Below are 25,527 nucleotides of genomic sequence, written 5' to 3'. Positions count from 1 at the left end.
GTCGTTCGCGTGTACATGTGTCCCGGTGACCTTCCGCGCTTGCTGGTTGGCCTGCCTGCACTCGACGGCTTGACCTCGGGCGGCTGGTCTGGCATCCCTCGGGGTGGCCGGCGAGGAGATGACCACCCGGCCACCCGCACCTTTCCGGCTCATCTCTGAGGAGGGCCGGGGGTGCAGGGGGCGGAGCCCCTTGCGATTCTTCCCTCGGCTCCTCGGCTGACAGGTCCGCGGCGTCCTGGTCCCGGTGCTGGCCGTGGTGGTGGGGTCGTCGCTCGTCTGAGGCGTGTGCTCTCGGTGGCAAGGGAGCGCGCGGGCGGCGCCGGCCGGGACCGGCCGAAGAGCCGCATGTCCGGCCGGCTGGCCGACCGGCGCGCGACGCGGGCCGCCGTAGGCGGACCGCCTTGAAGACGTAGAGAAAATACTCATCCGGCCCTGTCGGTGCTGGCTTCCGTGCTGGCCTCGATGATGGCCCGGTCTGCGGGTAGCTTGCGGGTCTCGCCGTGCGTCTCGGTGATGACCAGGATTGGGACGCCCTCAGCGATCCCGAGTTGCTTGCGTTCCGGCTCGGTCGGCATGCGAGCGGTCACCTGGGTGCCTGGGGCTATGGAGATGGTGTCGGCGTCTCCCGCCTCTCGAACGCGTGAGCCTCGCAGCTTGGTCACGATCAGCCCCTCTCCTCGGAGTACGGCGATGGCACGGCGTACCGAGTCGCGGGAGATGCCGTACTCGGCGACGTAATGGTTCTCTGCCGGAAGCCTCTGCCCTGGGCGGTACTCCCCCGACTCGATGCGTGCCCTGATCAGGTCGGCGAGTTGCTTGTAGACCGGGCGGTCGGCGTTGGGGTCGATCGTCATGGTGCTGAAGCTATGTAGCAGCGTAGGCGCATCCGATTGCACGTATGTACGTACCTAGCTACATTGGCCTCAAGCATGGTTCTCTCTTGATCGGGGGCTTCGGTGAACCTTCAGGAGCTAGTGGCCCAGTTCCCGGAGTGGGTGATCTGGCGGAGTACATCCGAAACCGGCTCGGGCGGCTGGTGCGCCACACGGCGAGCGATCTCTCTCAGCAGTGAGCAGTTCGTGGCGGGGATGGCGTTGACGGTGTGCAGCGATGACGCCCCTGCGCTGGTGACCGAGTTGGAGAGACAGGCCGAGATCGCGGCGCGGCTGGCCGAGCGTGTTGAGGGGGCTTGGCCATCGTGAATGAGACCGATGCCGAGTTGATCAGGTTCATCCGGTCCTGTCCGGGCCTGCACGCCGCAGCACCTCAGGAGGGGTATGAGCGGGTGAACTGGCGCGAGAGCCTGCCACGGGCCGACCGCGTCCGGGTCCGCCGTCACACCTGCGACTGCAAGCCGATCGTGTATGAGCTGTGCCAGGGTGGCGGGCTGTACTTCGTCCGCCGTCTCTACCGCTCTGACGAGGTGCTGGTTCATGAGTCCGAGTGGCTGCGCTCTCCGGAGGCTGAGCGCCTGTGGTTGCAGGTTCTCATGGGTCAGGCGCGGTGACCTCGCCGGAACTCGCCGGGCCGACAGCGGACGATGCGGAGGGGCGCTTATGGCCGGCTGCGGTCATCACATCGTGTGCTGGACCTGGCCCGGCAACGGCGTACCCAGCGGCGCCCAATGCGCCGGCTGCTGGACCTGGTGGCGGATCGACCTCATCCCGGCGGACGTACAACCACGCCACCCCGACGACCTGCCACCCCGTGAGGAGCCGCCGCCTTTGCCAGCACGTCGAACGCGGCGGCAATCTCGCACGCGGCAGCCTCGGCGTCCAATCGATCGGTGAACAACCGCAGGTGGAAGAACGCCTCATCGGCGTTGACGGTCAGATCGGCGCGGGCCTCGTCCCATGCTCGAAGCCGCGCCGCGGTGTCGACATCCCCGCGCTCCGTGGAGCGGTGTTCGGTGACCTCGCGCGGGACCCACAGCAGCACGCGCAGCCATCCGTCCGCCTGATGCCCGACGAGGGCGCGCAGGTCGGCGATGTTGCCCATGTGCGCAACGGGGACATGCCCAGCGGCGGTCATCTCCTCGATGCGGTGGCGGTCGACGGCGTAGACGTTGCCGTACCGGTGGGTCTCGACCACACTCCGATGGAGCCGGACAACCTACGGCGAAGCTGGGGCGAGATCCGCAAGGCGGCCGGACTCGGACCGGTACGGCTTCACGGCCTCCGCCACACCTGCGTAAGCCTCCTGCTTGACCTGGGCATACCGCCTCATATCGTCCGCGAGATCGTCGGGCGCTCCGACATCGAGGTCACGATGACGATCTACGCCCATACCTCCCTCGATGAGAAGCGCGCGGCCCTCGGCAAGCTCGGTGATGCCCTCCGCTGAGCCTGAACGCACTGAAAATGCCTCGATCTTGATCGGATCGAGGCATTCTTTATTTTCAAGACCTGGCCGCCAGGCTACAAGATCGAATCATCATCTGATACTAAGGAGCCAGTGTTGGGAATCGCTGAAGTCGCTGCTGACGTAGAGGCCCATGGCACCGTGTGCTACACACTCGGGACACTGAAGAGAGCCTTCCTTGCGGATCACCCAGAGCTTGATCAGAAGAAGAACAGCAAGCTTCTGATGTCCCGCATCCGAGAGGCGCTAGAAGCCCGAAACATCCTGGTCGTCCCTGAGCAGCTCGACAGTTTGGAAGAAGCACGCACGGTCTTCGTGATCTTCAGAACCTCTCCGTTGGGCTGGGTGCTTCATAGGCTGAACAGGGAACCGGACGCTGCGGCAGCGACGCTGTTAGCCAGTCTTGAGTACAACCAGGAGAAGATCATCGCTGGAGCCGAATCACGAGTTCGGTAGCGTTGTCGTCAGCGTTGTCGTCAAACAAAACAAAAACGCCCGGACGGTGAACCGTTCGGGGCGTTTTGGCTGTTCAAGGGTGGTGGTCAGGGGCAGGGTCGAACTGCCGACCTTCCGCTTTTCAGGCGGACGCTCGTACCAACTGAGCTACCTGACCTCGGCGGCTGCCGCCGTACGCGGTCCTGACGGGACTTGAACCCGCGACCTCCACCTTGACAGGGTGGCGAGCACTCCAAACTGCTCTACAGGACCTCTATGTTCGGAAGATTTCGCTTCCGTCTTGCTCGGCTAGCTCAGCTTACCAGTTCTCCGGAGGCCTTCGACCTCTCGTTTTCCCGGTGAGCCGGAGCTCGCACGTGCCCCCAACGGGATTCGAACCCGTGCCGCCGCCTTGAAAGGGCGGTGTCCTAGGCCGCTAGACGATGGGGGCTCAGGGATGGCGCCCTGTTCCGTGACGTCTTCCGTCGGAGACCTCTGAAGCATAGGGGACGTTTGCCCCTGATGCCAAAGTGGACGGCGACGGGGAGCCGGTGATCGTTCCCCCCGGCGGAGGGATCTCTTTCGGCTCCGGGAAAATTGTACGGCCAGGCTCCGGCTCCAGGTGACGCTCCACCTGGATCGACTGCTCGCCCAGCCCGCCGACGGTGATGTCGTCCCAGGCCTCAAGCCTGTGATTGGTCTTGCTGAAGTAGAGCACGGAAGCCGCCAGCGGGGTCGGCTCATCATGTTCGAGGCCGCGCAGGCCGGCTCCCCCGGTGGAACCCTGAACCATCAGCCGGGTCCCGGTGGGCAGCAGCTCGGTCGATCGTTGGTGAGCATGACCGGACAGCACAAGCGGGATATACCCCGAGAATCCGCGCCCAACGTTCGGGTCGTGCACAGCCACGACGTCGGCGGCGATCTTTCCCGCGTCCGGGGCCGGGGGCGACACGGAAGGCGAGGGCGCCCCAGAGGGCGACGCGGAAGGCGACGCGGAAGGCGACGCGGAAGGCGACGCGGAAGGCGACGCGGAAGGCGACGCAGAAGGCGCGGGCGAGGGCGCGATCGGTTCCGGAGGGGCGAGCCGGGCCGCGTGGGCACCGCCGAGCGCGTGGAGCGCCTCGTCCGAGTCCCCCGCCACCTGTACGGATTTGTCCGGAGTGAACCGCGGGTCGCCAAGGCCGTAGATGCGCAGCCCCTTGACCGTCGCCGCCTCGTCGTCCAGCACGATCGCGTTCTTCTGCTTGGCCACCGCCCGCTGGGTCTTCATCGAGTCGTGGTTCCCACGTACGAAGACGTACGGCACCCCGAGGCGGCCGATCTCCTTGACGAACTCGTTCTCGGCCTTGGTGCCGTGGTCACTGATGTCGCCCGTGTCGATGATCATGTCCACGTTGAACTGGTCCTTCAGGGACCTGATCACGTTCCAGCCGATCGGGTTGATGTGGAGGTCGGAGACGTGTAACACGCGGATCATCTCGGGATCCGGATCGAAGATCGGCAGTAGTGACCCGGCCTCGTAGAGCTGCGACACGTTGGCCACGAGCTTGGCGAGCTGCCCGCGATATTCCGAGAACCGGTTCACGATCGACTCGGCGTTGCCGATCAGGGACGGAACGCCGGTCAGCAGGCCCGTATAACGGGGCTCGGCGACCGAGCGGGGGTCGAAGGTCAACGCCGACAGCCCGCCGAGGACGACGACCATGATCAGTGAGGTGGCCGCGGTCCAGGCGGCCCTGGAGAGACGCCGGAAGACGACCAGCCCGGTCAGGAAGCCGGCGGCGACCGCGAACAGCGCGGCGCGGATGGCGAGGGTACGCAGCCCTTCGATCGCGTCCCGCTCGATCGTCGCGGACAGGCGGTCGGCCCACCGGGGATCCTTGATGATCTCTTCGGCCATCTCCGGATGGACCGCCTCGATGGTGAGGTCGAGCCGCACCGGGCTGTTGTGGGTCTTGAAGTTGAGTGTGCCGAGCGGGCGGACGTCCACGACGGTCTCGCCGGTCCAGGAAGGCGCCAGCGACATTCCGATGTCCGCCGGGCCGATGGAGGTCTGTGTGGAGGCGCCGAGCGCCAGGCCCAGCCATCCCCCGATGACGGCGGCCAGGACTACAGCCGCAATCCGCGCCGTACGACCGCTGACCAGCCGTCGACCGGCCTCCTTCCACGCCAAGGTCCTCATTGCCTTTCTCTTTACCCGGATTCGTCGCCGGCCGCGCCCGTATGCCCGCCGAAATCAGCGGCAAACCATGCTCGGACGAGGCCTCGCTCTGTGGCCCCGGTCTCGGTCAGCCCCCCGCTCCCGGCCGGCCTGCTCTTCGAGCACGAAACCGCCCGGGGAATGCGCAAGCGTACCCAATCCCCACAGCGCATCGGTCCTGGTGAGACCGGCACGGACCAGTTGCTCGACGAAGAGCACACCCGTCGGGAAGCCATGCTCGCCATAAAACGGACGGGATGCCACGATGGGGGCGTGATCGACGTCCCGCTGAAGAGGTTCGAGGAGCTCGTGGCCGACGCGCTGGACACGATCCCGCCCGAGCTGGCCAAGCTGATGGACAACGTGGTGGTCGTGGTCGTGGACGACCCGCCCGAGCCCGGGCTCCTCGGGCTCTACACCGGCATCCCACTGACCGAACGCGGCGGATGGTATTCGGGAGTCCTGCCGGACCACATCGAGATCTATCGCAATCCGACGCTGGAGATCTGCGAAACCGAGGCCGACGTGGTCGAGGAGGTGACGATCACCGTCGTCCATGAGATCGCCCACCACTTCGGGATCGACGATGACCGGCTCCACGCGCTCGGTTGGTGACCACTCCTTGCGATTGGCCGTACACACCGGCACTCTGTGTAACAGAATAGCCACAGTAGGTCAGGTAAGGTGATCCAGCGGGTCACGGGTGCGCGATGTCCGAGTGCGCCGCCCGATGAGCCGTCACGGTCGCTGATCAGCCGAGGTCGTCACGGTGGTCGAGCCGGCGGAGCAGCAGGAGCAGCATTCGGAGTGAGATGGCGGCCACGAAGCCCGGCACCGGCAGGCTCTCAGGAAGGCATCGCCGTCCGCCCGAGCCTCGGGTCACCTACGGTGAGGTCGTCTCCGTCAGGGAGTTCCGCGCACTGTGGTTCGGGCAGATCCTGTCGCTGCTCGGCGACCAGCTCGCCCAGGTGGCGCTCGCCGTCCTCGTCTACCAGCGCACCGAGTCCGCCCTCGCCACGGCCGCCGTCTACGCGCTGACCTATCTGCCGCCCATCCTGGGCGGGCCGCTGCTGGCCGGGCTGGCCGACCGCTACCCCCGCAGGCGGGTGATGCTGTGCTGCGACCTCCTGCGGGCCCTGCTGCTCGCGGTGATGGCCGTGCCCGGCATGCCGTTCGCCGCGCTCTGCACGCTCGTCTTCTGCGTGGTACTGCTCGGCGCGCCGTTCTCGGCGGCCCGCGCGGCGCTGCTGCCCGAGGTGCTCGATGGAGACCGGTACGTGGTGGGCTCCGCCCTCCAGAACGTGACCAACCAGGCCGTCCAGATGCTCGGCTTCGCCGTCGGCGGGGCCGTCATCGCGAGCCTCGGGCCGTACCGTGCGCTCGCGCTGGACTGCTCGACGTTCCTCGCCTCCGCGCTGGCGATCGTCGCGGGGGTACGGCGACGGCCCGCGCCGCTGCGGGACGACGGCGACGGGCGGACGTCCATGTGGTCGATGACGAGGGCCGGAGCGCGGCTGGTCTTCGGGGACCGGCGGCTGCGCACGCTCGTGGCGTTCGCCTGGCTGTGCGGGTTCTACGTGCTGCCCGAGGGCATCGCGGTGCCGTACGCCGCGGAGCTCGACGACGGCAGGCTGTCCGTGCCGGTGATCACAGGTCTGCTGATGGCCGCGATGCCGGCCGGGACGGTCGTCGGCGCGTTCCTGTTCGGGCGCTTCGTCACGCCGACCGGACGGCTGCGCGGGATGGGGTGGCTGGCCATGCTGACCTGTGCTCCCCTCATGCTGTGTGCGATGGAGCCCCCGCTGGAGGCCGTCCTCGCGCTCTGGGTGCTGTCCGGCGTCGGCGGCGCCTACCAGTTGGCGGCGAACGCCGCTTTCGTCCAGTGTGTTCCGCCGGCCGGGCGTGGGCAGGCGTTCGGGCTCGTGCAGTCCGGGTTGCTGGCCGTCCAGGGACTCGGCATCCTCATCGGCGGCGTCGCCGCCGAGGAGTTCGGTCCAGAGCCCGTGATCGCGCTGGCCGGCGTGGCCGGGCTGTCCGTCGCGGCCATGCTGACCATGCTCTGGACCGGTTCCCGTAGAGAGATCATCGCCAGGGTCCGGGCCGCCAACGAGGCCTGAGGCGGTCAGGCCTACGGCCTGTCCTCGGGGCGGTCGGCGGCCGGGGCCTGGCCGTACGGGTGCTGCTCGTAGCCCGTCTGCTGCGTGCCGTACGGCTGGTAGGGGTTGTTCGCCTGCCCGCCGTGGTCCTGCTGGTTCGGGTGCGACCAGTTGCTCTGCACGTCCTGCCACTTCGCCTTGGCCTCGTGCCAGACGCGGCCGTCCTTGTTCTTGTCGATCAGGTCCTGGGCGATGGAGGTGTTCTTGTCCTTCTCGGGGAGGAGAAGCCAGGCCACCGCGTACACGCCGATACCGAGGCCGCCGAAGAGGCTGGCGACCGCGAACGCCAGGCGCAGGATGTTGGGGTCGACGCCGATGTACTCTCCGACACCGGAGCAGACACCTGCGATGATCTTGCCGTTGTCGGAGCGCTGGAGCCGCTTGACCGAACCGTTGGTGTTCATCTCGTTCATGACTTCAGAGTGCCCGTTTCATGCCTCCGCGCACATCGGGATTCCCCCTGGCGATACCCCGACCCGTCCCGGATGTCCCGGCCCTTTCCCGGATACGCTGACCCCCATGGACGACCTCCTCGAGCTCGATGACCAGCTCACACCCGAACATCGCATGGTCAGGGACTCCGTCGCGGGCTTCGTCACCGACCGGGTCCTCCCCCACGTCGGGGACTGGTTCGAGCAGGGCGTCTTCCCGGCGCGCGAACTCGCCCCCGTGCTCGGCTCGCTCGGCATGCTCGGCATGCACCTCGAGGGGTACGGCTGCGCCGGCCTCGACGCCGTCTCGTACGGCGTGGCCTGCCGTGAGCTGGAGGCGGGCGACTCGGGGCTCCGGTCGTTCGTGTCCGTGCAGGGGTCGCTGGCCATGTTCCCGATCTGGAAGTACGGCTCGGAGGAGCAGAAGCGGGAGTGGCTGCCCCGGATGGCGTCCGGGGAGGCCATCGGGTGCTTCGGCCTGACCGAGCCGGACCACGGCTCGGACCCCGCCGGGATGCGCACCACCGCCAAACAGGACCCGTCGGGCGACTGGATGCTCAACGGCGCCAAGATGTGGATCACCAACGGCTCGATCGCCGACGTGGCCGTGGTGTGGGCGCAGACGGACGATGGCATCCGGGGCTTCGTCGTCCCCACCTCGGCCCCGGGATTCTCCGCGCCGGAGATCCACCGCAAGATGTCGCTGCGCGCCTCGGTCACGTCGTCCCTCTATTTCGACGACGTACGGCTGCCCGCGTCGGCCGTGCTGCCGGGGGTGACCGGCCTGAAGGGCCCGCTCTCCTGCCTCACCGAGGCGCGGTTCGGGATCCTGTGGGGGGTCGTGGGCGCGGCCCGGGCCTGCCTGGAGGCGGCGGTCGACTACGCCAGGACGCGCGTGCAGTTCGGCAGGCCGATCGGAGCCTTCCAGCTCACCCAGGAGAAGCTGGCCTGGATGGCGGTGGCCCTCGGCCAGGCCGGACTCACCGCGCTGCACCTGGGCCGGCTCAAGGACGCGGGCACGCTCAAGCCTCGGCAGGTCAGTTTCGGCAAGCTGGCCAACGTCCGGGCCGCGCTGGACATCGCCCGCCAGGCCAGGACCGTGCTGGGCGCCAACGGCGTGACGCTCGAGTACCCGGTGATCCGGCACATGAACAATCTGGAGTCCGTGCTGACCTATGAGGGCACGCAGGAAGTGCATCTGCTGACGCTGGGCAAGGCGCTCACCGATCTCGATGCCTTCCGCTGACCGGGTATCGTGATCGTGCGAAAGCGCGTCGCCGGATGGCGGGTACGCTCTGTACCCTGCATCTGGGACGTGTTTCGCGAAGCACGACCCGACGTGTCGGCCGGCCCGTTCGGTCTGTCGGCCCGTGTCGGCAAGGGGTGCTAGCTCAATGGCAGAGCTGCGGACTTTTAATCCGTCGGTTCAGGGTTCGAGTCCCTGGCGCCCCACCTCAACGAGCTGGGCAGACTCCCGAGTGATGATCGCTCGATAGTCTGCCCGGTCGCGTTTCGGGTTGCCGTTGTGCGGCTCGTCCAGGGCGGTCAGGCGTCCCGCATGGTCGCGCAGCACTGTCTTCGCTCCCGGGGCCAAGCCGTTCGGGGTCAGGGGGAGCCGACATGGCCGGCCGCCTGCGTCGCGACCAGTTCGGTGTACTTGCCGCTCATGGCCATCAGTTCCTCGTGCGTGCCACGCTCGATGATGCGCCCGCCGTCGACGACGAGGATGAGGTCGGCGTCCCTGACCGTGCTCAGCCGATGGGCGATGACGATCCTGGTCTGGGCGAGGTGGCTCAGGTTCGCCTCGATGACCGACTCGGTAGCGCTGTCAAGGTTGCTGGTGGCCTCGTCCAGCAGCAGCACCTTGGGGCGACCCAGGAGGGCGCGGGCGAGTGCCAGGCGCTGGCGCTGCCCGCCGGAAAGGCCGCCGCCGTCAGTCAGCATCGTCTCGTACCCCATCGGCATGGCCATGATCTCCTCGTGCAGCGCGGCCATGCGCGCCGCCGCCGTCACGCGCTCCAGCGGCGCATCGGGGTCGTTCAGCCCGATATTCTCCCTGATCGAGCCGTTGAACAGCGACGGGTCTTGGGTGACCACGCCGAACTGGCGGCGCAGCGTACGCAGGCTCAGTTCTCCCGCCGGCACCCCGTCGTAGCGGATCTCGCCCAGCACCGGCGTGTGCAACGCCAGCAGCAGTCTGGCCAGCGTGGTCTTGCCCGACCCGGACGCACCTACCAGCGCCACCTTCTGGCCCGGGCGGATGACGACCGACACGTCCCGCACCGTCCAAGGGGCGCGGGGGTCGTGTCGAAAGCTCACGCCGCGCACCTCGATCGCACCGCGCAGGCGCAGCACCTCGATGCCCTCGCTTGGCTCCGGGTCGGAGGCCAGGATGTCTGACAGCCGGTCGAAGTGCGCGCCCGCCTGCTGCAAGCTCTGCAGCCCGGTCATAAGTGAGCCGAGCGGGGTGAGCGCGGCCAGTGCGATGGCGTTGAGCGCGATCAGCGCACCCACCGTGAGTTGCCCGTCGAGCACCCGCCACGCGCCCAACCACAGCAGCCCGAGCGGCGCCGCCACCCGGATCCCCGACAACGCCGACTCCAGCAGCCCTTGGGCCAGCCCCATCCGCACGTCCGCGTCGAGCTGCCGGCTGAAGTGGACCGACCACTTCTCCACCGCACGCTGCTCGGCGCCGGACGCCTTCAGCGTCTCGATGCCGGAGATCGCCTGGATGAGGCTGCTCTGTGACGCCGACAGCGCTGCCAGTTCCTGCCTGGTGAGTGTGGCGATGCGGTTGGTGGTGCCCAGCATGAGGAGGGTCTGCAGCATGGCCACACCGGTTAGCGCCAGCCCGAAGACGGGGTCCCAGAAGTAGACGACCACGAGGTAGCCGACGGCCAGCGGCCCGTCCAGCAGCGCGGCCACGATCTGGCCGGTGAGGATGGCGCCGAGGGTGGACACGCTGGCCGCACGGGTGACCAGGTCGCCCGTGCCGCGCCGGGTGAAGTACCGGTACGGCAGCGTCACGAGATGGCTCACCACGCCCTCGGTGAGCTGCTGGTCGGCGCGGACCCGCACGGCCACCAGCAGCGCGCTGCGGAGATAGCCGATGACCAACTGGGCCGCGCCGACCAGCAGCACGGAGCCGCCCAGCAGGGTGAGTACCTCCACGCCGTACGCGGGGACGATCCTGTCCAGCAGGAGCTGGGAGAACATCGGCAGGGCCAGTCCGAGCAGCTGCAGCAGCAGCGAGGCGGCCACGATCTGCGCGAGCATGCCCTTACGCCGCCGAAGCAGCGTGCGTACGAACTCCCTGCGCCAGGCGCTCGCGATCGAGGTCGTGCCGCGCTGGAAGCCCTCGCCCGGCTCGAACACCAGAAGCACGCCGGTGAACCCGGCGCCGAACTCCTCGGGGGTCAGCCTGCGGCGACCGGCGGCCGGGTCCACGACGTCCACGCGGTCCGGCGACCAGCGTTCGACCACCAGGAAGTGGTTGAACTCCCAGTGCGCCACGGCCGGGAGCGGCACGCGGGGCAGGTCCTCGGGGGCCAGGGAGAACGCGCGGGCCTTGAGGCCGTGCTCGCGCGCGCCGTCCAGGAGCGCCCTGGCGCTCAGGCCGTCCCTGCCGATTTGGAGGCGTTCTGTGACCTGGTGCACCGTCGTGCGCCGGCCATGGCTGCACAGCACCATGGCCAGGCAGGCGGCGCCGCACTCGGTATCGGTGTTCTGCAGGATGACGGGCATGCGGCGAATCATCCGGCCGCTCCCGCGCGCAGCGCCAGCACGGTCAAGACGGTGCCGGCCGCCAGGATCGCCACCGCGACCAGCCACAGCACGAGGAACGACGGGCCGCTGATCATCGGCGACAGGAGCCGGACCGGGCGGGGTGCGGCGTGCTCGCGCAGGGCCTCCTCCCGATAGATCCTCGGTCGCTCCTGCTGTCGCGCCGGCGCCTCCTGGGGGCGCCGGACCGGGCGGGTGGCGTCGTTCGGATCGCCGGTCGTGATCTTCGACATGGCCCTCTCTCTGGTGGCCGAATCTGAGCACCGGTCGCTGACGAACGCTAGGGCTGTGCGGTTGGAAGGGACTTGTGAGTGGCTGAGGTCGGCTGAGACGGGGTCCGCGCGAGTCACCACCCGCTTCCCACCCACATTGCAGCCGCTTGCAAGACGGCCCTTGCACGATCCAGTTCGGTGAGCAGGGAGGCGTTCCGCGACGATGCGCATCGACGATCCGAGCGAGGCCGCCGAACCGGCTCCATCGGAGCCTTCCGAGGCCGTCTGTTCTGCTCTGTTCTGTTCACGAACGCGGACGGGCGAACGTCCGCAGCACGATGAGGAGTTGAGAATGACCATTCGAATCGATGATCTGGAAAACGGCGCCGAGCTGCCTGACGACGTGCTGGACACGGTCATCGGCGGTCGCGACCCGATGATGGGTCCGAGCCCGAAGGTCTGCACCTCGATCAACAACGGTCAGCCGGACACCTGCTGGGACTACCCCGGCTAACGATCGGGCAGAGCGGCGCTCCGCGGAGCGCCGCTCTCATTAGGAGCATCCGGTGATCCTTATACTCAGCAGCAAGGACGACCTGGGCGTCAACCTCGTCCTACCCAAGCTCGTCGAGCGCGGCGTCGAGGTGTACTGGTGGGACCCCGGCGACTATCCCGCCACCGCCCGGATCACCTCCCGCCTGATCGGCGGCGCCTGGCGGCACACGCTGATCACGAACGACGCCGAGATCGACTCCTCGGCCGTCAGCACCGTCTGGGTGCGCCGCCCGCAGCCGCCGAAGGCGGCGCCCGCGGTGGCGGACCCCGGACACCGTGACCACGTCGCGAAGCTCGGACGGATCTTCGTGGACGGCTGGAGCGACACCTTCGACGCCCGTTGGTTCCCCGCCCGCCTGAACACGCTGCGACGCACCCAGAGCAAGCTGGTCAACCTCGCGGCCGGCGCCGCGCTGGGCTTCACCGTGCCGACGACGACCATCACCAGCGATCCCGAGGAGCTGGCCGACGCCTGGGCGGCGACGGACGGCCGGTTGATCGCCAAGGAGGTCGAGTTGGTGCCCTACGAACTCCACGGGGAGGAGCACGGCTTCTACACCACCTCGGTGACCCGGCGGCACCTTACCAGTCGTCACCGCCTGGCGCATGCCCCGGTGATCCTCCAGCCCAAGATCGAAAAGGCGGTCGAGCTGCGTATCACCGTCGTCGGTGATCAGGTGTTCACCGCCGAGATACACTCCCAGGCGTCACGGATGACCCGCGACGATTTCCGCCGCTACGAAGGCACCTTCATCGGCTACGCCGTTCACGACCTGCCCGAGGACGTGGAACGGCGCTGTGTCGAACTGGTCAGGACACTGGGCCTGGCCTTCGGCTGCATCGACGTGATCCTCACCCCGGAAGGCGAGTACGTGTACCTGGAGTTGAACCCCAACGGTCAGTGGGGATGGCTGGAGGAGTTCACCGACCTGCCCATCTCCGAGGCGATCGCCGACTGGCTGGCAGCCGGAGAGCGCCCGGCCGGTCAGGAGGTACCCGCGTGACCGGCTACCCGCAGACGCTCGCCGCAGCGGTCGAGGTGCTGCGCGGGCTGCCGCGACACCGCGACGCCGTGCCCGACGCCCGCAGGACCGTGGCGGCCTGGCGTGCCGCCAACCCCGGCTGCCGCGCCCAACTCGTCGTGGATGAACGGCCGGGCACCCCGCTGGTCGACTACGACCTGCTCGTCGACCACCCGGACGGCGGCACCGTCGCGCTCACCGCCTCCGCCGAGGACGGCGTGCCATGGACGGTCGACCACTCCACGCACTGGGCCGCGAGCAAGGTGCTGCGCGTGGACGGCCAGGACCTGTCCGTACAGACGGCACTGCTTTCGATGCGGGCCTACGGCGAGCGGGACAGGACCTTGCACGATGACCTGATCGATTACTGCATCCTTTCCTTGGAGACCTGGGAGGACGAGGAGCCGTCGGAGGACGAGCTGCAGCGGGCCTCCGACGACTTCCGGCGGCGGCGCGGGCTGCACAGCCGCGCCGACACGATACGCTGGCTGAACCAGGTGGGTCTCACCCCGCAGGCATACCAGAACCATCTGTTCGCCCTGGCCAAGATGAACAGGTTCACAAGACGCACACAGGCCGAATCGGCCATGGCCTACTTCACCGACCACGCCGCGGACTTCGACCGGGTGTCGGCCGTGTGGGCCATCGGGCCGGAAGCCGCCCTCGATGAGCTGGCCGGTCAGAATGACGCCGTCGCGGCGCTGGGCGCGGGGGTGACGCGTCCTGGCGGAGATCTCACCGTCCATGTGGCCGACCGGGTGTCTGCCGAGTTGCCCGAGCCGTTGCGTGGCGCCGCCGAAGGGGTGGCGGTCGGTCCGGTGCCCTACCGTGATGCCTCTCTCTTCGGTGTGGTACATCATCGCCGCCCCGCTCATCCCGACGATGCCACGCTCGCCGCCGCGGGACGGGCCGCTTTCTCCGCCTTCATGGCGGAGCGGCGGGCCAAGGCGAAGATCGAGTGGTTCTGGCTCTGATCTCGGCCGCCTCGTTGACGGCGGCCCGGTGCGCTCCCGCCTTCTGGAGCGCACCGGGCCGCCCCGCGCCTGCTCCTCGAAGGGCGATGGTCCAGGTCCGACCTCTACTCTCACATTCCGGAACTGTCAGCCGAGTATCAACTCGATGATCAGCCTCTCCCGGCCTCGGGCAAGGCGATTGCCTCTTGAAAGACCTCCGGATTACGAGTGGCCTTCTCAAACTCCGGGCACGGTCGGCGGCGCGAGGTAGAACAGGCAGATGTTCCCCATCGCCGGCAACGTCAGCGCGGGCACCGTGACCCGCCACTGGCGTCTCAGCTCACCGCAGTAGTCGCCTTCAGTGTCCTCGGATGCTCCGAGCACAGCCATCCAGCCCTCCCCGAATGCCGACATCGCCGTGGCCATGCTGCCGCAGGGTGTTCGGGAGAGCGAGTGATTTTCCAGTTACCCGCACGTGCCATGAGCGGATCTCCGGCCCGCTTCGCCGGGGAGCTACGCCCCCTGCGGGGCCGATGAGGCCGAGGCGGGCAGCAGCAGCGGCTCGGCGGCGGTGCGCAGTTCGTCACTGAACGGCACCGGCCGCAACGTGCCGGGGTCCAGGTTGATGTTGACGCGGTACCCCTCGGCGTGGACCACGGAGCGGTCGGCCGACAGCACGCGGAAGCCGTACACCGCGCTGGTCCGGCCCAGCCGGTCGATCCAGAAGTGCACCAGTGGCTCGCCCGCCCCGGAGATCGGTGCGTTGTAGGTCACTTTGAACTCCCGGACGACCAGGAACACGTCCTTGAACGACGAGCGGGCAGGATCGGGTGCCCAGCCGAGCCGGTTCCAGTACGATCCGACCGCGCGCTCGACCAGCAGGGCGTAGCGGGAGTTGTGTAGCAGTCCCATCGCGTCAAGATCATCGAAATGCACCTGGACCGGCTCGAAGTGGCCACTCTCGGTCATGTCAGTCCTCCGGAAGCAGTGAAGGGTCGGGACACAGGCCGCGCAGGCGCTGCAGTACGCCCCGGCGGGCGTGAGCGAAGGCGAGCCGCTCGTCGAGCAGCCGGGAGTGGGTGACGGCCATCTCGCCGAGCGCCTCGATCTCGAAGGCCAACTGCGCCGGGTCGGCGCTCGGCGCGAGCTCGCCGAGCGCGATCGCCTCCTCCACCAGGTCCCGGATGAACGCCTCCCAGTCCTGAAGGGCCCGCACGATGCGGTCACGGACCTCACCGGGACGGTCGCCGAACTCCGCCAGCACCGCGCGGAAGAAGCAGCCGCCCGGCAGAACGTGCTCGGCGTAGAACCTCAGCCTCGCCTCGTGCAGGGCGAACAGCCGCCTGACCCCCGCCGGGGCACGCAGGGCCGGCGCCACGATCTGCTCCCGCCACTGGCGGGTGGCCCAGTCCACGGCGTCGAGCTGCAGCTCCTCCTTGTCACGCCAGTGCGCGAAGAAGCCCGACTTGCTGATGCCGATCTCGGCCGCCAGCCGTCCCAAGGACAGCCCGTCCAGGCCTTCGACCGAGGCCAGGCTGACCGCCCGCCCGAGGATCGTCTCGCGGCTGCGCAGCCCTCTGAGCCTGCGTCCGTCCTGTGTCACAGGGACAGGATAAATGAACGGCCGGTCGTTAATCTAGGTGACCTTGACCACAGCCGAGTGCGTACGGCATCGCGCCCGCTTTTGTCAGTGTTGATCCCTAACTTTCGGGCCATGACAAGTGCGACGCAGGCGTACAGCTACGCCGCGCCTTCCACTCTGGTGGACGGGCGTCTGTCGATCAGCCCTGCCCGGGAGCGGTCTGCCTGTCCGGGGTTGGGCGCCTGGCGACGCCCACCGTGAGGACCGGGCACCTCGATCCCGAGGTGCTGGTGGACTGGCTGGAGGCATGCGCGGGCGCGGGGGCCGAACCACTCGCGGCCGACCTTCAGCAGGCGCTGCTGCGGCTGCCCAGAGGGGCCCATCCGGTCGCCGCCGAACGGGCCGAGCGAGTGGGCTCACCAGCGGCTTCGTCGGCCGCCGCCTGGCTGGCCGGAGGCGGCCTGCCCGATCCGGAGGCGGGGCTGAAGTGGGGCCACATCGAGAGTACCTTCGAGTACCTCTTCGAGGATCGCGAACCTCGGCACGTCAGCCAGATCCAGCTTGTGCCCGTACTGCGAGCCGAGATGGGAGGACCACGGCCACGCCATGGGCTGGTGGCCAGCCCGGCCGTTCATGCTCGTGAGTGCGAACGGCCGGGCCGTTCCAGGCTCGTCACGATGAGGATCACGCCGTCCTTGGTCTGGGGAGCTTCCGGCGAGGGCGGCCTCTCACGAGCAGGATGTGCACGCCGACGCCGAAGAGCATCCCCCAGAACGCCGATCCGATGCCGAAGAAAGTCAGCCCGGATGCCGTCACCAGGAAGGTGACCAGGGCGGCCTCCCGGTCGGACTCGTCGGCCATCGCGCCGCTCAGGCCGCCCATCAACGCACCGAAGAGCGCCACACCGGCCACCGCCGCCACCAACTGCTTGGGCATCCCGGCGAAAAGCGTGACCAGTGTCGAGCCCATCGCACCGATCAGCAGATAGAACACACCGCACGACACGCCGGCGACATAGCGACGCCGGGGGTCGGGATGCGCCTCGGAACCGGTGCAGATGGCGGCGGTGATCGCGGCGAGGTTGATCGCGTGTGAGCCGAACGGTGCGAGCAGGGTCGAGGCCAGACCCGTCGATCCGATCAGCAGGCGATCGGAGGGCTTGTAGCCGGAGGCGGCCAGCACCGCCATACCTGGCGCGTTCTGCGAGGCCAGTGTCACGATGATCAGGGGGATCGCGATGCCGATGATCGATGTGATCGAGAACGTCGGCATCGTGAACACCGGCTGCGCCACCTGGACCTGATGCAGCCGGACATGGAGTTGGGAGGAGCCCGCGCCGAGTGCGACGCCTATCACCAGCGCCGCCAGCACCGCGTAGCGAGGGCTGAACCGCTTGGCAGCCAGATAGGCCACCAGCACACCGCCCGCGATGAGAGGGGCGGAACCCAACGAGGTGAACACCCCGACACCGAAGGAGAAGAGGATCCCGGCCAGCATCGCCGAGACCACCGCCGACGGCACCCGCGCCATCAGCCAACCGAACACCCCGGTCGCCCCGACCAGCGTGATCACCAAACCAGAGACGATGAAGGCCCCGATCGCCTCCGAATAGGGGTAATCACCCAGGCCCGTCACCAGCAGCGCGGCGCCCGGAGTCGACCACGCGGTGATCACAGGCATCCGGGTGAGCAGGCTCAGCAGCACGCAGGTCAGTCCGCTGCCGATCGAGATCGCCCACACCCACGACCCCGTCTGCTCCGCGTTCAAATGGCCTGCCGTGGCCGCGGCCAGCACGATGACGAGCGGACCCGAGTACGACACCACCACGGCGACGAAGCCCGCGAGCACCGCCGACAGCGACGCGTCCCGCCACAGGCGAGGTCTCTCTTCCCCCCCTTCCGCCACGCGTTCGGCCTCCGGCGAAGTGGTCTCTGGGGACATCACCGATCATCCTTGGAAGCGCGTTCAAGGGCCTGCTCCAGATCGGCGATCAGATCGTCCGGGTGTTCCAGGCCGATGGAGAGCCGGACCATGTCCTTCGGAGATGTGCTGCCCGGCCCCTCGAAGGTATACCGGTGCTCGATGAGGCTTTCCACCCCGCCGAGGGACGTCGCCCGGATGAACAGCTCGCAGTACTTCGCGACCTGCAGAGAACGCTGCCAGTGGCCGGCGACGTGAAGGGAGAGCATGCCGCTGAACCCGCCGGTCATCTGGCGTGCGGCGACCTCGTGACCGGGATCGCCGGGCAGTCCGGGATAGGCCACCCGGCTGATGAGCGGGTGCTCGGCGAAGTGCTCGGCCAGCCTCATGGCGGTGGCCGAGATCTGCCTCATCCGGGGGAACAGCGTCCGCATCCCCCGGACGAGCAGGTACGTCTCGAACGGGCCGAGCAAGGGGCCCGTGAGCCTGCGGTGCAGTCGCAGTCTTTCCCACAGTTCCTCACGCTCCCGGGCCCGCTTCTCCGGAGCTTGCGCCACGGAGACGGAGAGGAAGCCGCCCACCACGTCAGTGTGTCCGTTCAGGTACTTGGTCGCCGAGTGCATGACCAGATCAGCGCCCAGGTCGAACGGCCGGGTATGCACCGGGGTGGGCACGGTGTTGTCGACGGCGAGCAATGCTCCCGCCTGATGGGCTATTTCCGCACACGACGCGACGTCGGTGACGGTCCAGGTGGGATTGGCCGGCGTCTCGATCCAGAGCAGTGCGGTCGGTGCCGCGGCGACGGCCGCCGAGACCGCGTCCAGATCATTCGACGGCACGCGGACCACCTCCAGCCCGCGCCCGGAGCCGAACTCGGCGAGCCATTTGGTCAGTCCGAAATACATCGTCTGCGAGACCACCACTCGCGACGGCACAGGCAGGGCCTGGAACACGGCGGTAGCGGCGGCCATACCCGAGGAGAAGATCAGACTCGCTGCTCCCCCTTCCAGCCCTGTGAGCATGTTCTCGGCCTGCTCATAGCCCGGGGATCCTTGATCGCGCAGGTATGCGAGTCCGGCAGGCGCCTCATAGTCGCCATCACGAGCGAATGTGACGCCAAGTGAGATCGGGGGCGGAATCGCGCCCGTGGTGGGGCAGCGCCAACCGTCGCCCTGGGCTATTCGCGTCTCTGGGCGGTTCTCTTGAGATGAGGGAGTGTAGCGAGTGCTGATCATATTGTTCCTTCTTGGGAGAAGAGGGTGCTCAATGCCAGTTCAGCGTCCTGGAGCGCACGGCACGACTGCCCCGGCGAGGGCACATAGTGGTTGTAGTAGCTGGACCCCTCGGTATGGGGACCAAGGAGGAAAAGCGTCCGTCTCTCCGCTCCCTCGGCATCGACAGGGTGACCTTCCCTGGTGACCCGCACTCCCGCGATGCCGCCATCGCCGAGGTCAAGGGGCCGCAGACGGCCCGTCTTGATCAGGCCGGAGAGCAGAGAGCCTGCGACTCGGTCGGCCCTTGGCTCGGAGACGTGAGCCATGACGACCCGATCCACCTCGACACGTTCGGTCACCGCCAGGCATGTCGACTCGAGCACCCACGGCCGCCCGTCTATCGGCGGTGTGATCTTCGGGCACGGCCCGGGACCGAGCCGGACGATCCCCGCCTTGGCAAGAGCCATCAGCTCAACCGAACGGTCCAGCTGGGGCCCGATGACCAAGCGGTTCACCAGTTGGGTGAACTCCCCGAAGAAGTAGTCCAGCGACTCCTCATCCAGCCCGGGCGGATCGATGACCGCACGCAGCACGTCCCGGTGGTCACGCAGGATCTCGATGGCTTCTTTGACAGGGCTGACGCCGAGTCCGGCGTCGGCTTCGGCGAGGTCTTCAGCGACCTGGGCTAGGAACCAGCCGGTGTAGTCGTGCCGGTCGACCCACGACGTCGGCGTCTTCCGTACGGAAATGATTCCGCGTAGTGGGCACGGCCCGAGCTGTCCGGCGAGTTCCGCCGTCAATTGTTCGGCGCCGACGTGTTCGAGCCGCTCCGCCAGCCGGGTGTGAGCCGATTCGAGGCCACCGACGGCCTTCGCCAGCACCATCCGGTGATAGGCGAGCTCGATTTCGATCTCGACCAGCGGAAGTACGTCTTTGAGGAAGTTCAGGCGCCCGCCGGGCGCCTCCGTGCGGAGCCGCTCGATCCGGTCGGCCGTGAACACCAGCGGGGGGAGGCGCTTCCTGCCGGGGTTGAGACGAGGACGGCTGCGCGCGGCCTCTCCGGATCGGCTGGTGAGGACGATCGACGGTTCGGCGCCGCTCGGCACATAGCGCACTCCTTCCGGCATCGGCTCGTGACGTCCGCCCCGCCCCAGGGTCAGCGAGGCGATAACGTCCATCGCGGTGAGCCCCATGCCCATGACGGCCACCCGCTCGCCCGGGGCGATCTCGTCGAGCGACCCGGGCAGTGGGTACGCTCGCCTGATCAGGATCTTCTCCGCCGACGGGTCGGAGGGCAGATAGAAGCCATGATGACCCACGGTCAGGAAGACGGCATCGACCGAGAGCCTGGTGCCGTCGGCCAGGATGACGGCCTCGCCCATGGCCTGGCCCGGCTCGACATCCACGGCCATCTGCCGGTGTCGTACGATCCGCACGCTCTGGGGCGCGGCGGCCATGATGCGTTCGGCGGCCCAGGCGAGATACTCGCCGAGCAGCCTACGGGGAAGGAAATCGTTCGGTTGGATCTCTCTGCCGACACCCTCCCTCACCGTGTATCCGTCGGCTGCCAGGCACAAATCATGTGAACGACACCAGTCGTACAGTGAAGGGCCGGAAAGCGGAGTCGGGCCGCTCACCATACGTTCGTCGGCGAACGCGGTGAGCTGGGAGCAGACAGTATTCAGCAGCAGGTATTCCGGCTGGTCGCTACTGTGCAGACCCGGACCCGGCGGGCGAGGTTCTACCAAGTGCACTACGACCGGGGCGAGCGGCCCGGCCGGACCGGCTGCGAGATGCCAGTTGACGAGGCGTTCCAGGACCCCCAGCCCCCGCGAGCCCACTCCCACTATCGCGATGCGGGTCACCCTTTTCCACCGTTACCGCATTCGAACCCGCTCACGCCGAGCATGCCAGGCGGTGAAAGCGTCATCCCCCATGAACTCACAGTGACAGTCACCGTCGTCTTCTCCTGATTAGTGCGGTCCCCCTGGGCAGGAGCGGCCGGTCAAGCGGCCACTCAGGTCCATGCTCATCAACAAGAGAGCATGATCCGAACCAGATCACACCCCCGTGGATATCGGATCAGCCGGCGTTACCTCAGCCCAGTGCTCGAAAGGACAGCGAACGAACGGGCCCCGTCTTGCTCACCGTTGAGCGAGCCGACCAATCACCCGAAGAGGACACCATGCCATTCGGCCTGGCGTCAATACCGTTTCCGTGCCGCATTTCCCGGTCATGTCCGAAATAACGGAGCACCAGGGATCGGCGGATGACCCCGCTGACCTGCCGGTCCCCGTGACCTTCACATCCGCGGAGCCGGAAATCGGTCGGTCGCCAGCCACAGAAACCTCCATCCTCAATCGCCCGGGCAGAACAAATTGAAAGTTAAATTCACTACGGAGAGTCACATCAAGACGATCGGCAGACATGTTGACAGCGGGCGATTTCGCATGGCAGTCTGCCGACGCAACAACGAGCAACTCCGGCGACTCCAGGGGCATGTCGCGACGCTATGTGAGTTTGTTCGACGGGGTGACACACAGGGGATCAACCAGGTAGTCCGGTTCAATTCATCCCGGCATGTTCCGACCTATGCGTAACGGACTGGCGCACTCGGCGGGGTTCTTTTTCCCGAGTATGCCGCAACGTTGAATAGGACCAGAAAACATGATAGCCGAAGAAGCCTACGACATGGTCGTGGACGATTTCTTTATGAGGTTCCAGCATCTCGTCCCCGACAGCACACTTTTCCTCAAGATCGAGGGTCTCAACCCCGCGGGCTCGGTCAAACTAAAGACCGCGATCGCCTTGGTCGAGGATGCCGAAACGTCGGGGCGTCCATTTCCGGGTACCCGCCTGATCGAGTCGAGCTCGGGAAATCTCGGCATCGCGCTCGCGGTGGTCTGCGCGGCCAAGGGCTACCCGCTGACCTGCGTCACCGACCCCAACGCCAACTCGCAGGCCATCAAGCTGATGAAGGTGCTGGGTGCGGATGTCGTCGTGATCGACAAACGTGACGCCAATGGCGGGTTCCTGCAATCACGTATCGACTACATCCATCGTCGGCTGCTCCACGAGCGAGACCTGCTGTGGCTGAACCAGTACGCCAACCATGCGGGCCCCCAAACCCACTGCGAGCGGACGGGGAGCGCGATTCTCACTGAACTTGGCCACGTCGACCATATATTCATCGGTGCCGGCACGACAGGCACCCTGATGGGTGTCGCCCAATACTTCCGCAAGCATTCTCCGGAGACCCGGATCACTGCCGTGGACGCGGTGGGATCGGTGACGTTCGGCGGGCCCCCGGCCCGTCGTCACATCCCGGGCCTGGGAACCAGCAGGAGGCCGGAGATCCTCGACACCACCATGGTCGACGAGGTCGTACTCGTCAGCGAGGAGGAGACGGTCGAGGTCTGTCGACTCCTCGCGAAGAACCGCGGACTGCTGGTCGGCGGCTCCACCGGCTCTGTCATCGCCGGCGTCAGACAAGCAGCGGGCGGAATCACGCCGGGCAGCATCGTGGCGGCGATCTCCGCCGACCTGGGCGATCGCTATCTCGACACCATCTACGACGACGAATGGGTTGCCGAGCGCTGGCCCGAGATCGCGCCGCAGAGCCGCCGGCTAAACAACGACCGATGGGGAGACTGTTTTGTTTGATTTCGAGGTGGTCCCGGGCGAAGCCGTTCTGAGCATTCTGCACGACAACCGTTCAGAGGTCCTCGACATCGTGGCAAGGGCCTATCTCGCTCACCATGCGGGGCAGACGGTGAACCCCGACAGCTACTTCCTACGCTTCCCCGACAAGCCCGAGTCCAGGATCATCGCCCTGCCCGCCTTCCTCGGCGACGACGTACAGATGGCCGGGATCAAGTGGGTGTCCAGCTTCCCGAAGAACATCGAAAGCTCCCTTCCACGTGCGTCCGCCGTGTTGATCCTCAACGACTACCAAACCGGTTATCCCATCGCCTGCCTGGAAGCGGCGGCCATCAGCGCGACACGCACCGCGGCATCGGCCGCATTGGCCGCCGTCTCCTTGCGGCCCGACGGCTACGCGGGCACGCGGCTGGCGATTGTGGGAGCAGGTGTGATCGCCAGAAACATCACCGACTATCTGCACGCCGGCGGCTGCACCCCCGACCGTTTCCTGGTGCACGATCTCGACGAGACCTCGGGGCGGGCTCTGGTCGATCATTTGCGAAGCACCCACGACGCGTCCGCCGAATTCGTATCCGACCTCGGTGCCATACTCGATGCCGAAACCATCGTGTTCGCCACCACCGCGCTCGAGCCGTACGTGCGGGCACCGTTCAAACCGGGCCAACTCTTACTCAACATCTCACTCCGTGATCTCACCCCAGAGGTGATCCTGAGTGCGAACAATGTGCTCGATGACGTCGAGCACTGCCTCAAGGCCAACACCTCACCGCATTTGGCCGAACAGGCGAGCGGATCCCGTGCGTTCGTCAGCGGGACCCTCGCTCAGGTACTCAATCGCGAAATCACCCTCGACTCGGCCAGGCCAACCATCTTCTCGCCTTTCGGGCTCGGCGTCCTCGACCTGGCGGTGGGTGCGTTCGTCCTGAAGGAGGCACGCGATCGGGGGACGAGCAACAAGATAAGCGGGTTCTTCGGTGAGACGCGCCGATGGTGATCCCTACCGGGAGACATACTCCCTTCTCTGCTTCCACACCTATCCGAGGCCGGGCAGGTGATTGTCACGCATGTGTTCGCCGTCAAATAGGCGACCGATTCCAACCGGCGCCAGAAGCGAGGGAGTGAGATGAACTCCGGACAGAAGACACCACTACGCGACTTCGCATTCGACGGAAGCAAGTTCCGCGCCTACCGCTTCGACAGGAAGATCGAAGAGCGGGTTAAACGGCTGAACAAGCTCGACAACTGGCACGCACCTCTGTCCTACGTGTGCGATGTGCTCCTGATCGGCGTATCGGTCGCCGCGTGCATCTGGTGGTCATATTGGTTGTACCCGTTGGCTCTTCTGGTGATCGGATCCCGCCAGCGCGCTTTCTCTAACCTCCTGCATGAAAGCGCTCACGGCATGCTGACCAAGAACAGGAAGCTCAACCTCGCGTTGGGGACGGTTCTCACGGCGTATCCGATATTCCAACAACACTACGCGTACAAGCGAAACCACGTCGCGACCCATCACCCGAGGCTGGGTGATCCTGAGCGGGATCCCGATCTTCGGTACTTCATCGAGCAGGGGGTTTACGAGCCCGCGACCCGCAGAGAGCTGTGGTTGCGGCTCGTCATCCTGCCGGCTCTCGGATCGAAGATCGTCTCACACTTCTGGTTCCTCCTCAAAGACCGCATCCTCATCAACCGCCGCAGCGACCCCAAGAACGAAGGCCTCAGCGAACACTGGAGGATAAGAATCAAGCGGGACACCATCGCGCTGTCCGCATTCTGGTGCACCGTGCTGATACTTGTCGCGACCACGGGCACACTCCTTGAATTCGTCCTGTTCTGGCTGGTCCCCTATATGACCGTCTTCCAGCTGATCGGCTGGTACATCGAGCTCTCCGAGCACACCCCCATGGTGAGGTTCCACAACACCGATCTCTGCATGACCCGGAACAGGAAGAGTCGCGGGCTCGAGAGGTTCTTGACCGGAACCTACGCCGATCACTACCATCTGGATCACCATCTGGACCCCAGAACCCCTTACTGGAATCTCAGGAGAGCTCACGAGATGAGGATGGAAGATCCTCGTTACGCGGCGATAGACGCGGAGTTCGGCGGGTTGTTCAGCCGGGGACCCGAGGGTCAGCCGAGTGCACTGGCGTCTATTATCGAAGATCTGTCAACTCACCACGACGACACCCTCGAGAAAGCTGCGTGAACGCTTCCATCGGTTTTGATCCAACCCTGTTCGGTTCATTTCTGGTCGCCGCGTCCGTCATCTGCGTGACTCCTGGACCGGACATGATGTACGTAGTTTCCTTCGGAGTCGCCAAGGGAAAGATCGGCGGTCTGGCGGCGGCCACGGGAATCGCGATGGGGATGCTCTTCCATACCCTTCTAGCAGTTCTCGGCGTCGCCGCCGTCATAGCCAGATACCCCATGGTCCTCGAGGTGTTCAGGTACGTGGGAGCAGCGTACCTCGTCTATCTCGGTATCTCTCTGTGGCGAGACGACTCCAAGCTGGTGATCGAAGATGGAAGAGTGGGGTGGAGTGCGGTCAGGATCTCCATGCAGGCCGCACTGGTCAACATAGCGAACCCCAAGATCGTGGTGTTCTACATCGCGTTTCTTCCCCAATTCACCTCCTCGAGCGCGGGCTCCGTTCCACTGCAGATGCTGACGCTCGGACTCGTCTTCGTAATCATGGGGTTCGCCACCGACGCGACAGTCGGTCTCTTCGGCGGCTCTGTCGGCTCGCGCCTCACCCGGAACACGCTCGCACTCCGACGGATCAACCGAAGCTGCGCCGTCGTCCTGGTGTTGCTGGCGGCGGTCCTTCTTCTCGGCCACTGACACGAAGCACCCGTCCGGCCCGGCCTGCCTGATCGACGGCGTCGTACCGCCGCTCCGGACTCCCGGCATCCTGATCAGGCAGGTGTTCACACTGGTGGGCGAGTTATTTGTTAAGAGTCTTGACAGATTAGGCCGTGGGTCCCGACCATTGGACCACGGATCCGTACTTGTCCAGCGGCTCGCTGGTGAACTGAACCAC

Annotated in this window: 26 protein-coding genes, 4 tRNA genes and 1 pseudogene; 15 read left to right on the top strand and 16 right to left on the bottom strand. The window is 66.7% G+C overall.

All coding sequences use genetic code 11. The features are described 5' to 3' along the window. Positions 1-422: 422 nt before the first annotated feature. The gene (locus tag ACFHYQ_RS06110; protein WP_394300081.1) at positions 423-854 is read right to left on the bottom strand and encodes a GntR family transcriptional regulator; all 432 of its coding nucleotides are present in this window, start codon (positions 852-854) and stop codon (positions 423-425) included. 102 nt (positions 855-956) lie between these two features. On the opposite strand from ACFHYQ_RS06110, the gene ACFHYQ_RS06105 reads away from it, so the two are divergent. Continuing rightward, complete coding sequence (locus ACFHYQ_RS06105; RefSeq protein ID WP_394300080.1) at positions 957-1,202, top strand: hypothetical protein; 246 nt, start codon at positions 957-959, stop codon at positions 1,200-1,202. Next, positions 1,199-1,507, top strand: a complete 309-nt coding sequence (locus tag ACFHYQ_RS06100) for a hypothetical protein (RefSeq protein WP_394300079.1) — start codon at positions 1,199-1,201, stop codon at positions 1,505-1,507. Before ACFHYQ_RS06105 ends, ACFHYQ_RS06100 begins: the two co-directional genes overlap by 4 nt. A gap of 152 nt (positions 1,508-1,659) precedes the next feature. On the opposite strand, the gene ACFHYQ_RS06095 is transcribed toward ACFHYQ_RS06100, so the two are convergent. After that, a complete protein-coding gene (locus ACFHYQ_RS06095) occupies positions 1,660-2,091 on the bottom strand; it encodes a hypothetical protein (protein WP_394300078.1) in 432 nt (143 codons plus the stop codon). A gap of 6 nt (positions 2,092-2,097) precedes the next feature. On the opposite strand from ACFHYQ_RS06095, the gene ACFHYQ_RS06090 reads away from it, so the two are divergent. After that, positions 2,098-2,343, top strand: a complete 246-nt coding sequence (locus ACFHYQ_RS06090) for a tyrosine-type recombinase/integrase (RefSeq protein WP_394300077.1) — start codon at positions 2,098-2,100, stop codon at positions 2,341-2,343. A gap of 114 nt (positions 2,344-2,457) precedes the next feature. Continuing rightward, on the top strand, positions 2,458-2,817 hold the full coding sequence (locus ACFHYQ_RS06085) for a hypothetical protein (protein WP_394300076.1): 360 nt from the start codon (positions 2,458-2,460) through the stop codon (positions 2,815-2,817). An 80-nt stretch (positions 2,818-2,897) separates the two neighbouring features. On the opposite strand, the gene ACFHYQ_RS06080 is transcribed toward ACFHYQ_RS06085, so the two are convergent. The 5 genes and pseudogenes from ACFHYQ_RS06080 to ACFHYQ_RS06060 all read right to left on the bottom strand — a co-directional run. Beyond that, positions 2,898-2,974 (bottom strand) — tRNA-Phe (locus ACFHYQ_RS06080). Between the two features lie 20 nt (positions 2,975-2,994). Beyond that, positions 2,995-3,069, bottom strand: a tRNA-Asp gene (locus tag ACFHYQ_RS06075). Positions 3,070-3,174: 105 nt separating this feature from the next. Next, positions 3,175-3,247: transfer RNA gene (locus ACFHYQ_RS06070), tRNA-Glu, on the bottom strand. After that, positions 3,248-4,978 carry a metallophosphoesterase family protein gene (locus tag ACFHYQ_RS06065; protein WP_394300075.1) on the bottom strand — a complete coding sequence of 577 codons (1,731 nt, stop codon included), beginning with the start codon at positions 4,976-4,978 and terminating at the stop codon, positions 3,248-3,250. It abuts the tRNA gene before it with no gap. Positions 4,979-5,032: 54 nt separating this feature from the next. Further along, positions 5,033-5,272: pseudogene (locus tag ACFHYQ_RS06060) on the bottom strand (hypothetical protein); the annotation flags it as partial. On the opposite strand from ACFHYQ_RS06060, the gene ACFHYQ_RS06055 reads away from it, so the two are divergent. Then, positions 5,231-5,611: a metallopeptidase family protein gene (locus ACFHYQ_RS06055; RefSeq protein ID WP_394300129.1), complete on the top strand. Its 381-nt coding sequence runs from the start codon at positions 5,231-5,233 to the stop codon at positions 5,609-5,611. The pseudogene ACFHYQ_RS06060 and the gene ACFHYQ_RS06055 overlap by 42 nt on opposite strands. A 197-nt stretch (positions 5,612-5,808) precedes the next feature. After that, positions 5,809-7,113 (top strand): MFS transporter, encoded by a 1,305-nt coding sequence (locus ACFHYQ_RS06050; RefSeq protein WP_394300074.1) that lies wholly within the window; start codon positions 5,809-5,811, stop codon positions 7,111-7,113. Positions 7,114-7,124: 11 nt separating this feature from the next. On the opposite strand, the gene ACFHYQ_RS06045 is transcribed toward ACFHYQ_RS06050, so the two are convergent. After that, positions 7,125-7,565: a PspC domain-containing protein gene (locus ACFHYQ_RS06045; RefSeq protein WP_394300073.1), complete on the bottom strand. Its 441-nt coding sequence runs from the start codon at positions 7,563-7,565 to the stop codon at positions 7,125-7,127. A gap of 106 nt (positions 7,566-7,671) precedes the next feature. On the opposite strand from ACFHYQ_RS06045, the gene ACFHYQ_RS06040 reads away from it, so the two are divergent. Next, positions 7,672-8,829 (top strand): acyl-CoA dehydrogenase family protein, encoded by a 1,158-nt coding sequence (locus ACFHYQ_RS06040; RefSeq protein ID WP_394300072.1) that lies wholly within the window; start codon positions 7,672-7,674, stop codon positions 8,827-8,829. 134 nt (positions 8,830-8,963) lie between these two features. Beyond that, positions 8,964-9,035: transfer RNA gene (locus ACFHYQ_RS06035), tRNA-Lys, on the top strand. A 153-nt stretch (positions 9,036-9,188) separates the two neighbouring features. Here ACFHYQ_RS06035 and ACFHYQ_RS06030 read toward each other — a convergent pair. Further along, a complete protein-coding gene (locus ACFHYQ_RS06030) occupies positions 9,189-11,327 on the bottom strand; it encodes a peptidase domain-containing ABC transporter (protein WP_394300071.1) in 2,139 nt (712 codons plus the stop codon). An 8-nt stretch (positions 11,328-11,335) separates the two neighbouring features. Continuing rightward, positions 11,336-11,599: a hypothetical protein gene (locus ACFHYQ_RS06025; RefSeq protein WP_394300070.1), complete on the bottom strand. Its 264-nt coding sequence runs from the start codon at positions 11,597-11,599 to the stop codon at positions 11,336-11,338. A gap of 331 nt (positions 11,600-11,930) precedes the next feature. Between ACFHYQ_RS06025 and ACFHYQ_RS06020 the strand changes: the two genes are divergently transcribed. The 3 genes from ACFHYQ_RS06020 to ACFHYQ_RS06010 are packed head-to-tail and all read left to right on the top strand — an operon-like array spanning position 11,931 to position 14,129. Continuing rightward, entirely contained in the window at positions 11,931-12,092 is a 162-nt protein-coding gene (locus ACFHYQ_RS06020) for a hypothetical protein (protein WP_394300069.1), read from the top strand. A gap of 52 nt (positions 12,093-12,144) precedes the next feature. Continuing rightward, the gene (locus ACFHYQ_RS06015) at positions 12,145-13,137 is read left to right on the top strand and encodes an MvdC/MvdD family ATP grasp protein (RefSeq protein ID WP_394300068.1); all 993 of its coding nucleotides are present in this window, start codon (positions 12,145-12,147) and stop codon (positions 13,135-13,137) included. Continuing rightward, the gene (locus ACFHYQ_RS06010; protein ID WP_394300067.1) at positions 13,134-14,129 is read left to right on the top strand and encodes a TIGR04500 family putative peptide maturation system protein; all 996 of its coding nucleotides are present in this window, start codon (positions 13,134-13,136) and stop codon (positions 14,127-14,129) included. The genes ACFHYQ_RS06015 and ACFHYQ_RS06010 overlap by 4 nt, the downstream gene beginning before the upstream one ends. A gap of 216 nt (positions 14,130-14,345) precedes the next feature. Here the strand turns inward: ACFHYQ_RS06010 and ACFHYQ_RS06005 are convergent, their stop codons facing one another. The 6 genes from ACFHYQ_RS06005 to ACFHYQ_RS05980 form a co-directional block, all read right to left on the bottom strand. Then, positions 14,346-14,498, bottom strand: a complete 153-nt coding sequence (locus tag ACFHYQ_RS06005; RefSeq protein WP_394300066.1) for a hypothetical protein — start codon at positions 14,496-14,498, stop codon at positions 14,346-14,348. Between the two features lie 123 nt (positions 14,499-14,621). Beyond that, complete coding sequence (locus ACFHYQ_RS06000; protein WP_394300065.1) at positions 14,622-15,077, bottom strand: acyl-CoA thioesterase; 456 nt, start codon at positions 15,075-15,077, stop codon at positions 14,622-14,624. Position 15,078: 1 nt separating this feature from the next. Continuing rightward, the gene (locus ACFHYQ_RS05995) at positions 15,079-15,711 is read right to left on the bottom strand and encodes a TetR/AcrR family transcriptional regulator (protein ID WP_394300064.1); all 633 of its coding nucleotides are present in this window, start codon (positions 15,709-15,711) and stop codon (positions 15,079-15,081) included. Between the two features lie 663 nt (positions 15,712-16,374). Beyond that, a complete protein-coding gene (locus tag ACFHYQ_RS05990) occupies positions 16,375-17,631 on the bottom strand; it encodes a benzoate/H(+) symporter BenE family transporter (RefSeq protein ID WP_394300128.1) in 1,257 nt (418 codons plus the stop codon). Next, on the bottom strand, positions 17,631-18,845 hold the full coding sequence (locus ACFHYQ_RS05985) for a trans-sulfuration enzyme family protein (RefSeq protein ID WP_394300063.1): 1,215 nt from the start codon (positions 18,843-18,845) through the stop codon (positions 17,631-17,633). The genes ACFHYQ_RS05990 and ACFHYQ_RS05985 overlap by 1 nt, the downstream gene beginning before the upstream one ends. Further along, on the bottom strand, positions 18,842-20,689 hold the full coding sequence (locus ACFHYQ_RS05980) for an FAD/NAD(P)-binding protein (RefSeq protein WP_394300062.1): 1,848 nt from the start codon (positions 20,687-20,689) through the stop codon (positions 18,842-18,844). Before ACFHYQ_RS05980 ends, ACFHYQ_RS05985 begins: the two co-directional genes overlap by 4 nt. An 802-nt stretch (positions 20,690-21,491) precedes the next feature. Here ACFHYQ_RS05980 and sbnA point away from each other — a divergent pair. The 4 genes from sbnA to ACFHYQ_RS05960 all read left to right on the top strand — a co-directional run bounded on the left by sbnA (position 21,492) and on the right by ACFHYQ_RS05960 (position 25,328). After that, positions 21,492-22,487 carry a 2,3-diaminopropionate biosynthesis protein SbnA gene (gene sbnA, locus ACFHYQ_RS05975; protein WP_394300061.1) on the top strand — a complete coding sequence of 332 codons (996 nt, stop codon included), beginning with the start codon at positions 21,492-21,494 and terminating at the stop codon, positions 22,485-22,487. Further along, the gene (sbnB, locus tag ACFHYQ_RS05970; RefSeq protein WP_394300060.1) at positions 22,480-23,481 is read left to right on the top strand and encodes a 2,3-diaminopropionate biosynthesis protein SbnB; all 1,002 of its coding nucleotides are present in this window, start codon (positions 22,480-22,482) and stop codon (positions 23,479-23,481) included. The genes sbnA and sbnB overlap by 8 nt, the downstream gene beginning before the upstream one ends. 129 nt (positions 23,482-23,610) lie before the next feature. After that, a complete protein-coding gene (locus tag ACFHYQ_RS05965) occupies positions 23,611-24,693 on the top strand; it encodes a fatty acid desaturase (protein WP_394300059.1) in 1,083 nt (360 codons plus the stop codon). Beyond that, positions 24,690-25,328, top strand: coding sequence for a LysE family translocator (locus ACFHYQ_RS05960; RefSeq protein WP_394300058.1), 639 nt, complete (start codon positions 24,690-24,692; stop codon positions 25,326-25,328). Before ACFHYQ_RS05965 ends, ACFHYQ_RS05960 begins: the two co-directional genes overlap by 4 nt. The last annotated feature ends 199 nt before the right edge of the window (positions 25,329-25,527 follow it).

Source organism: Sphaerimonospora cavernae, from assembly GCF_042435035.1.
GTDB classification, from domain to species: domain Bacteria; phylum Actinomycetota; class Actinomycetes; order Streptosporangiales; family Streptosporangiaceae; genus Sphaerimonospora; species Sphaerimonospora cavernae.
Note: the sequence above shows the minus strand (reverse complement) of the source record. Positions and strands in the feature narration are given on the sequence as shown.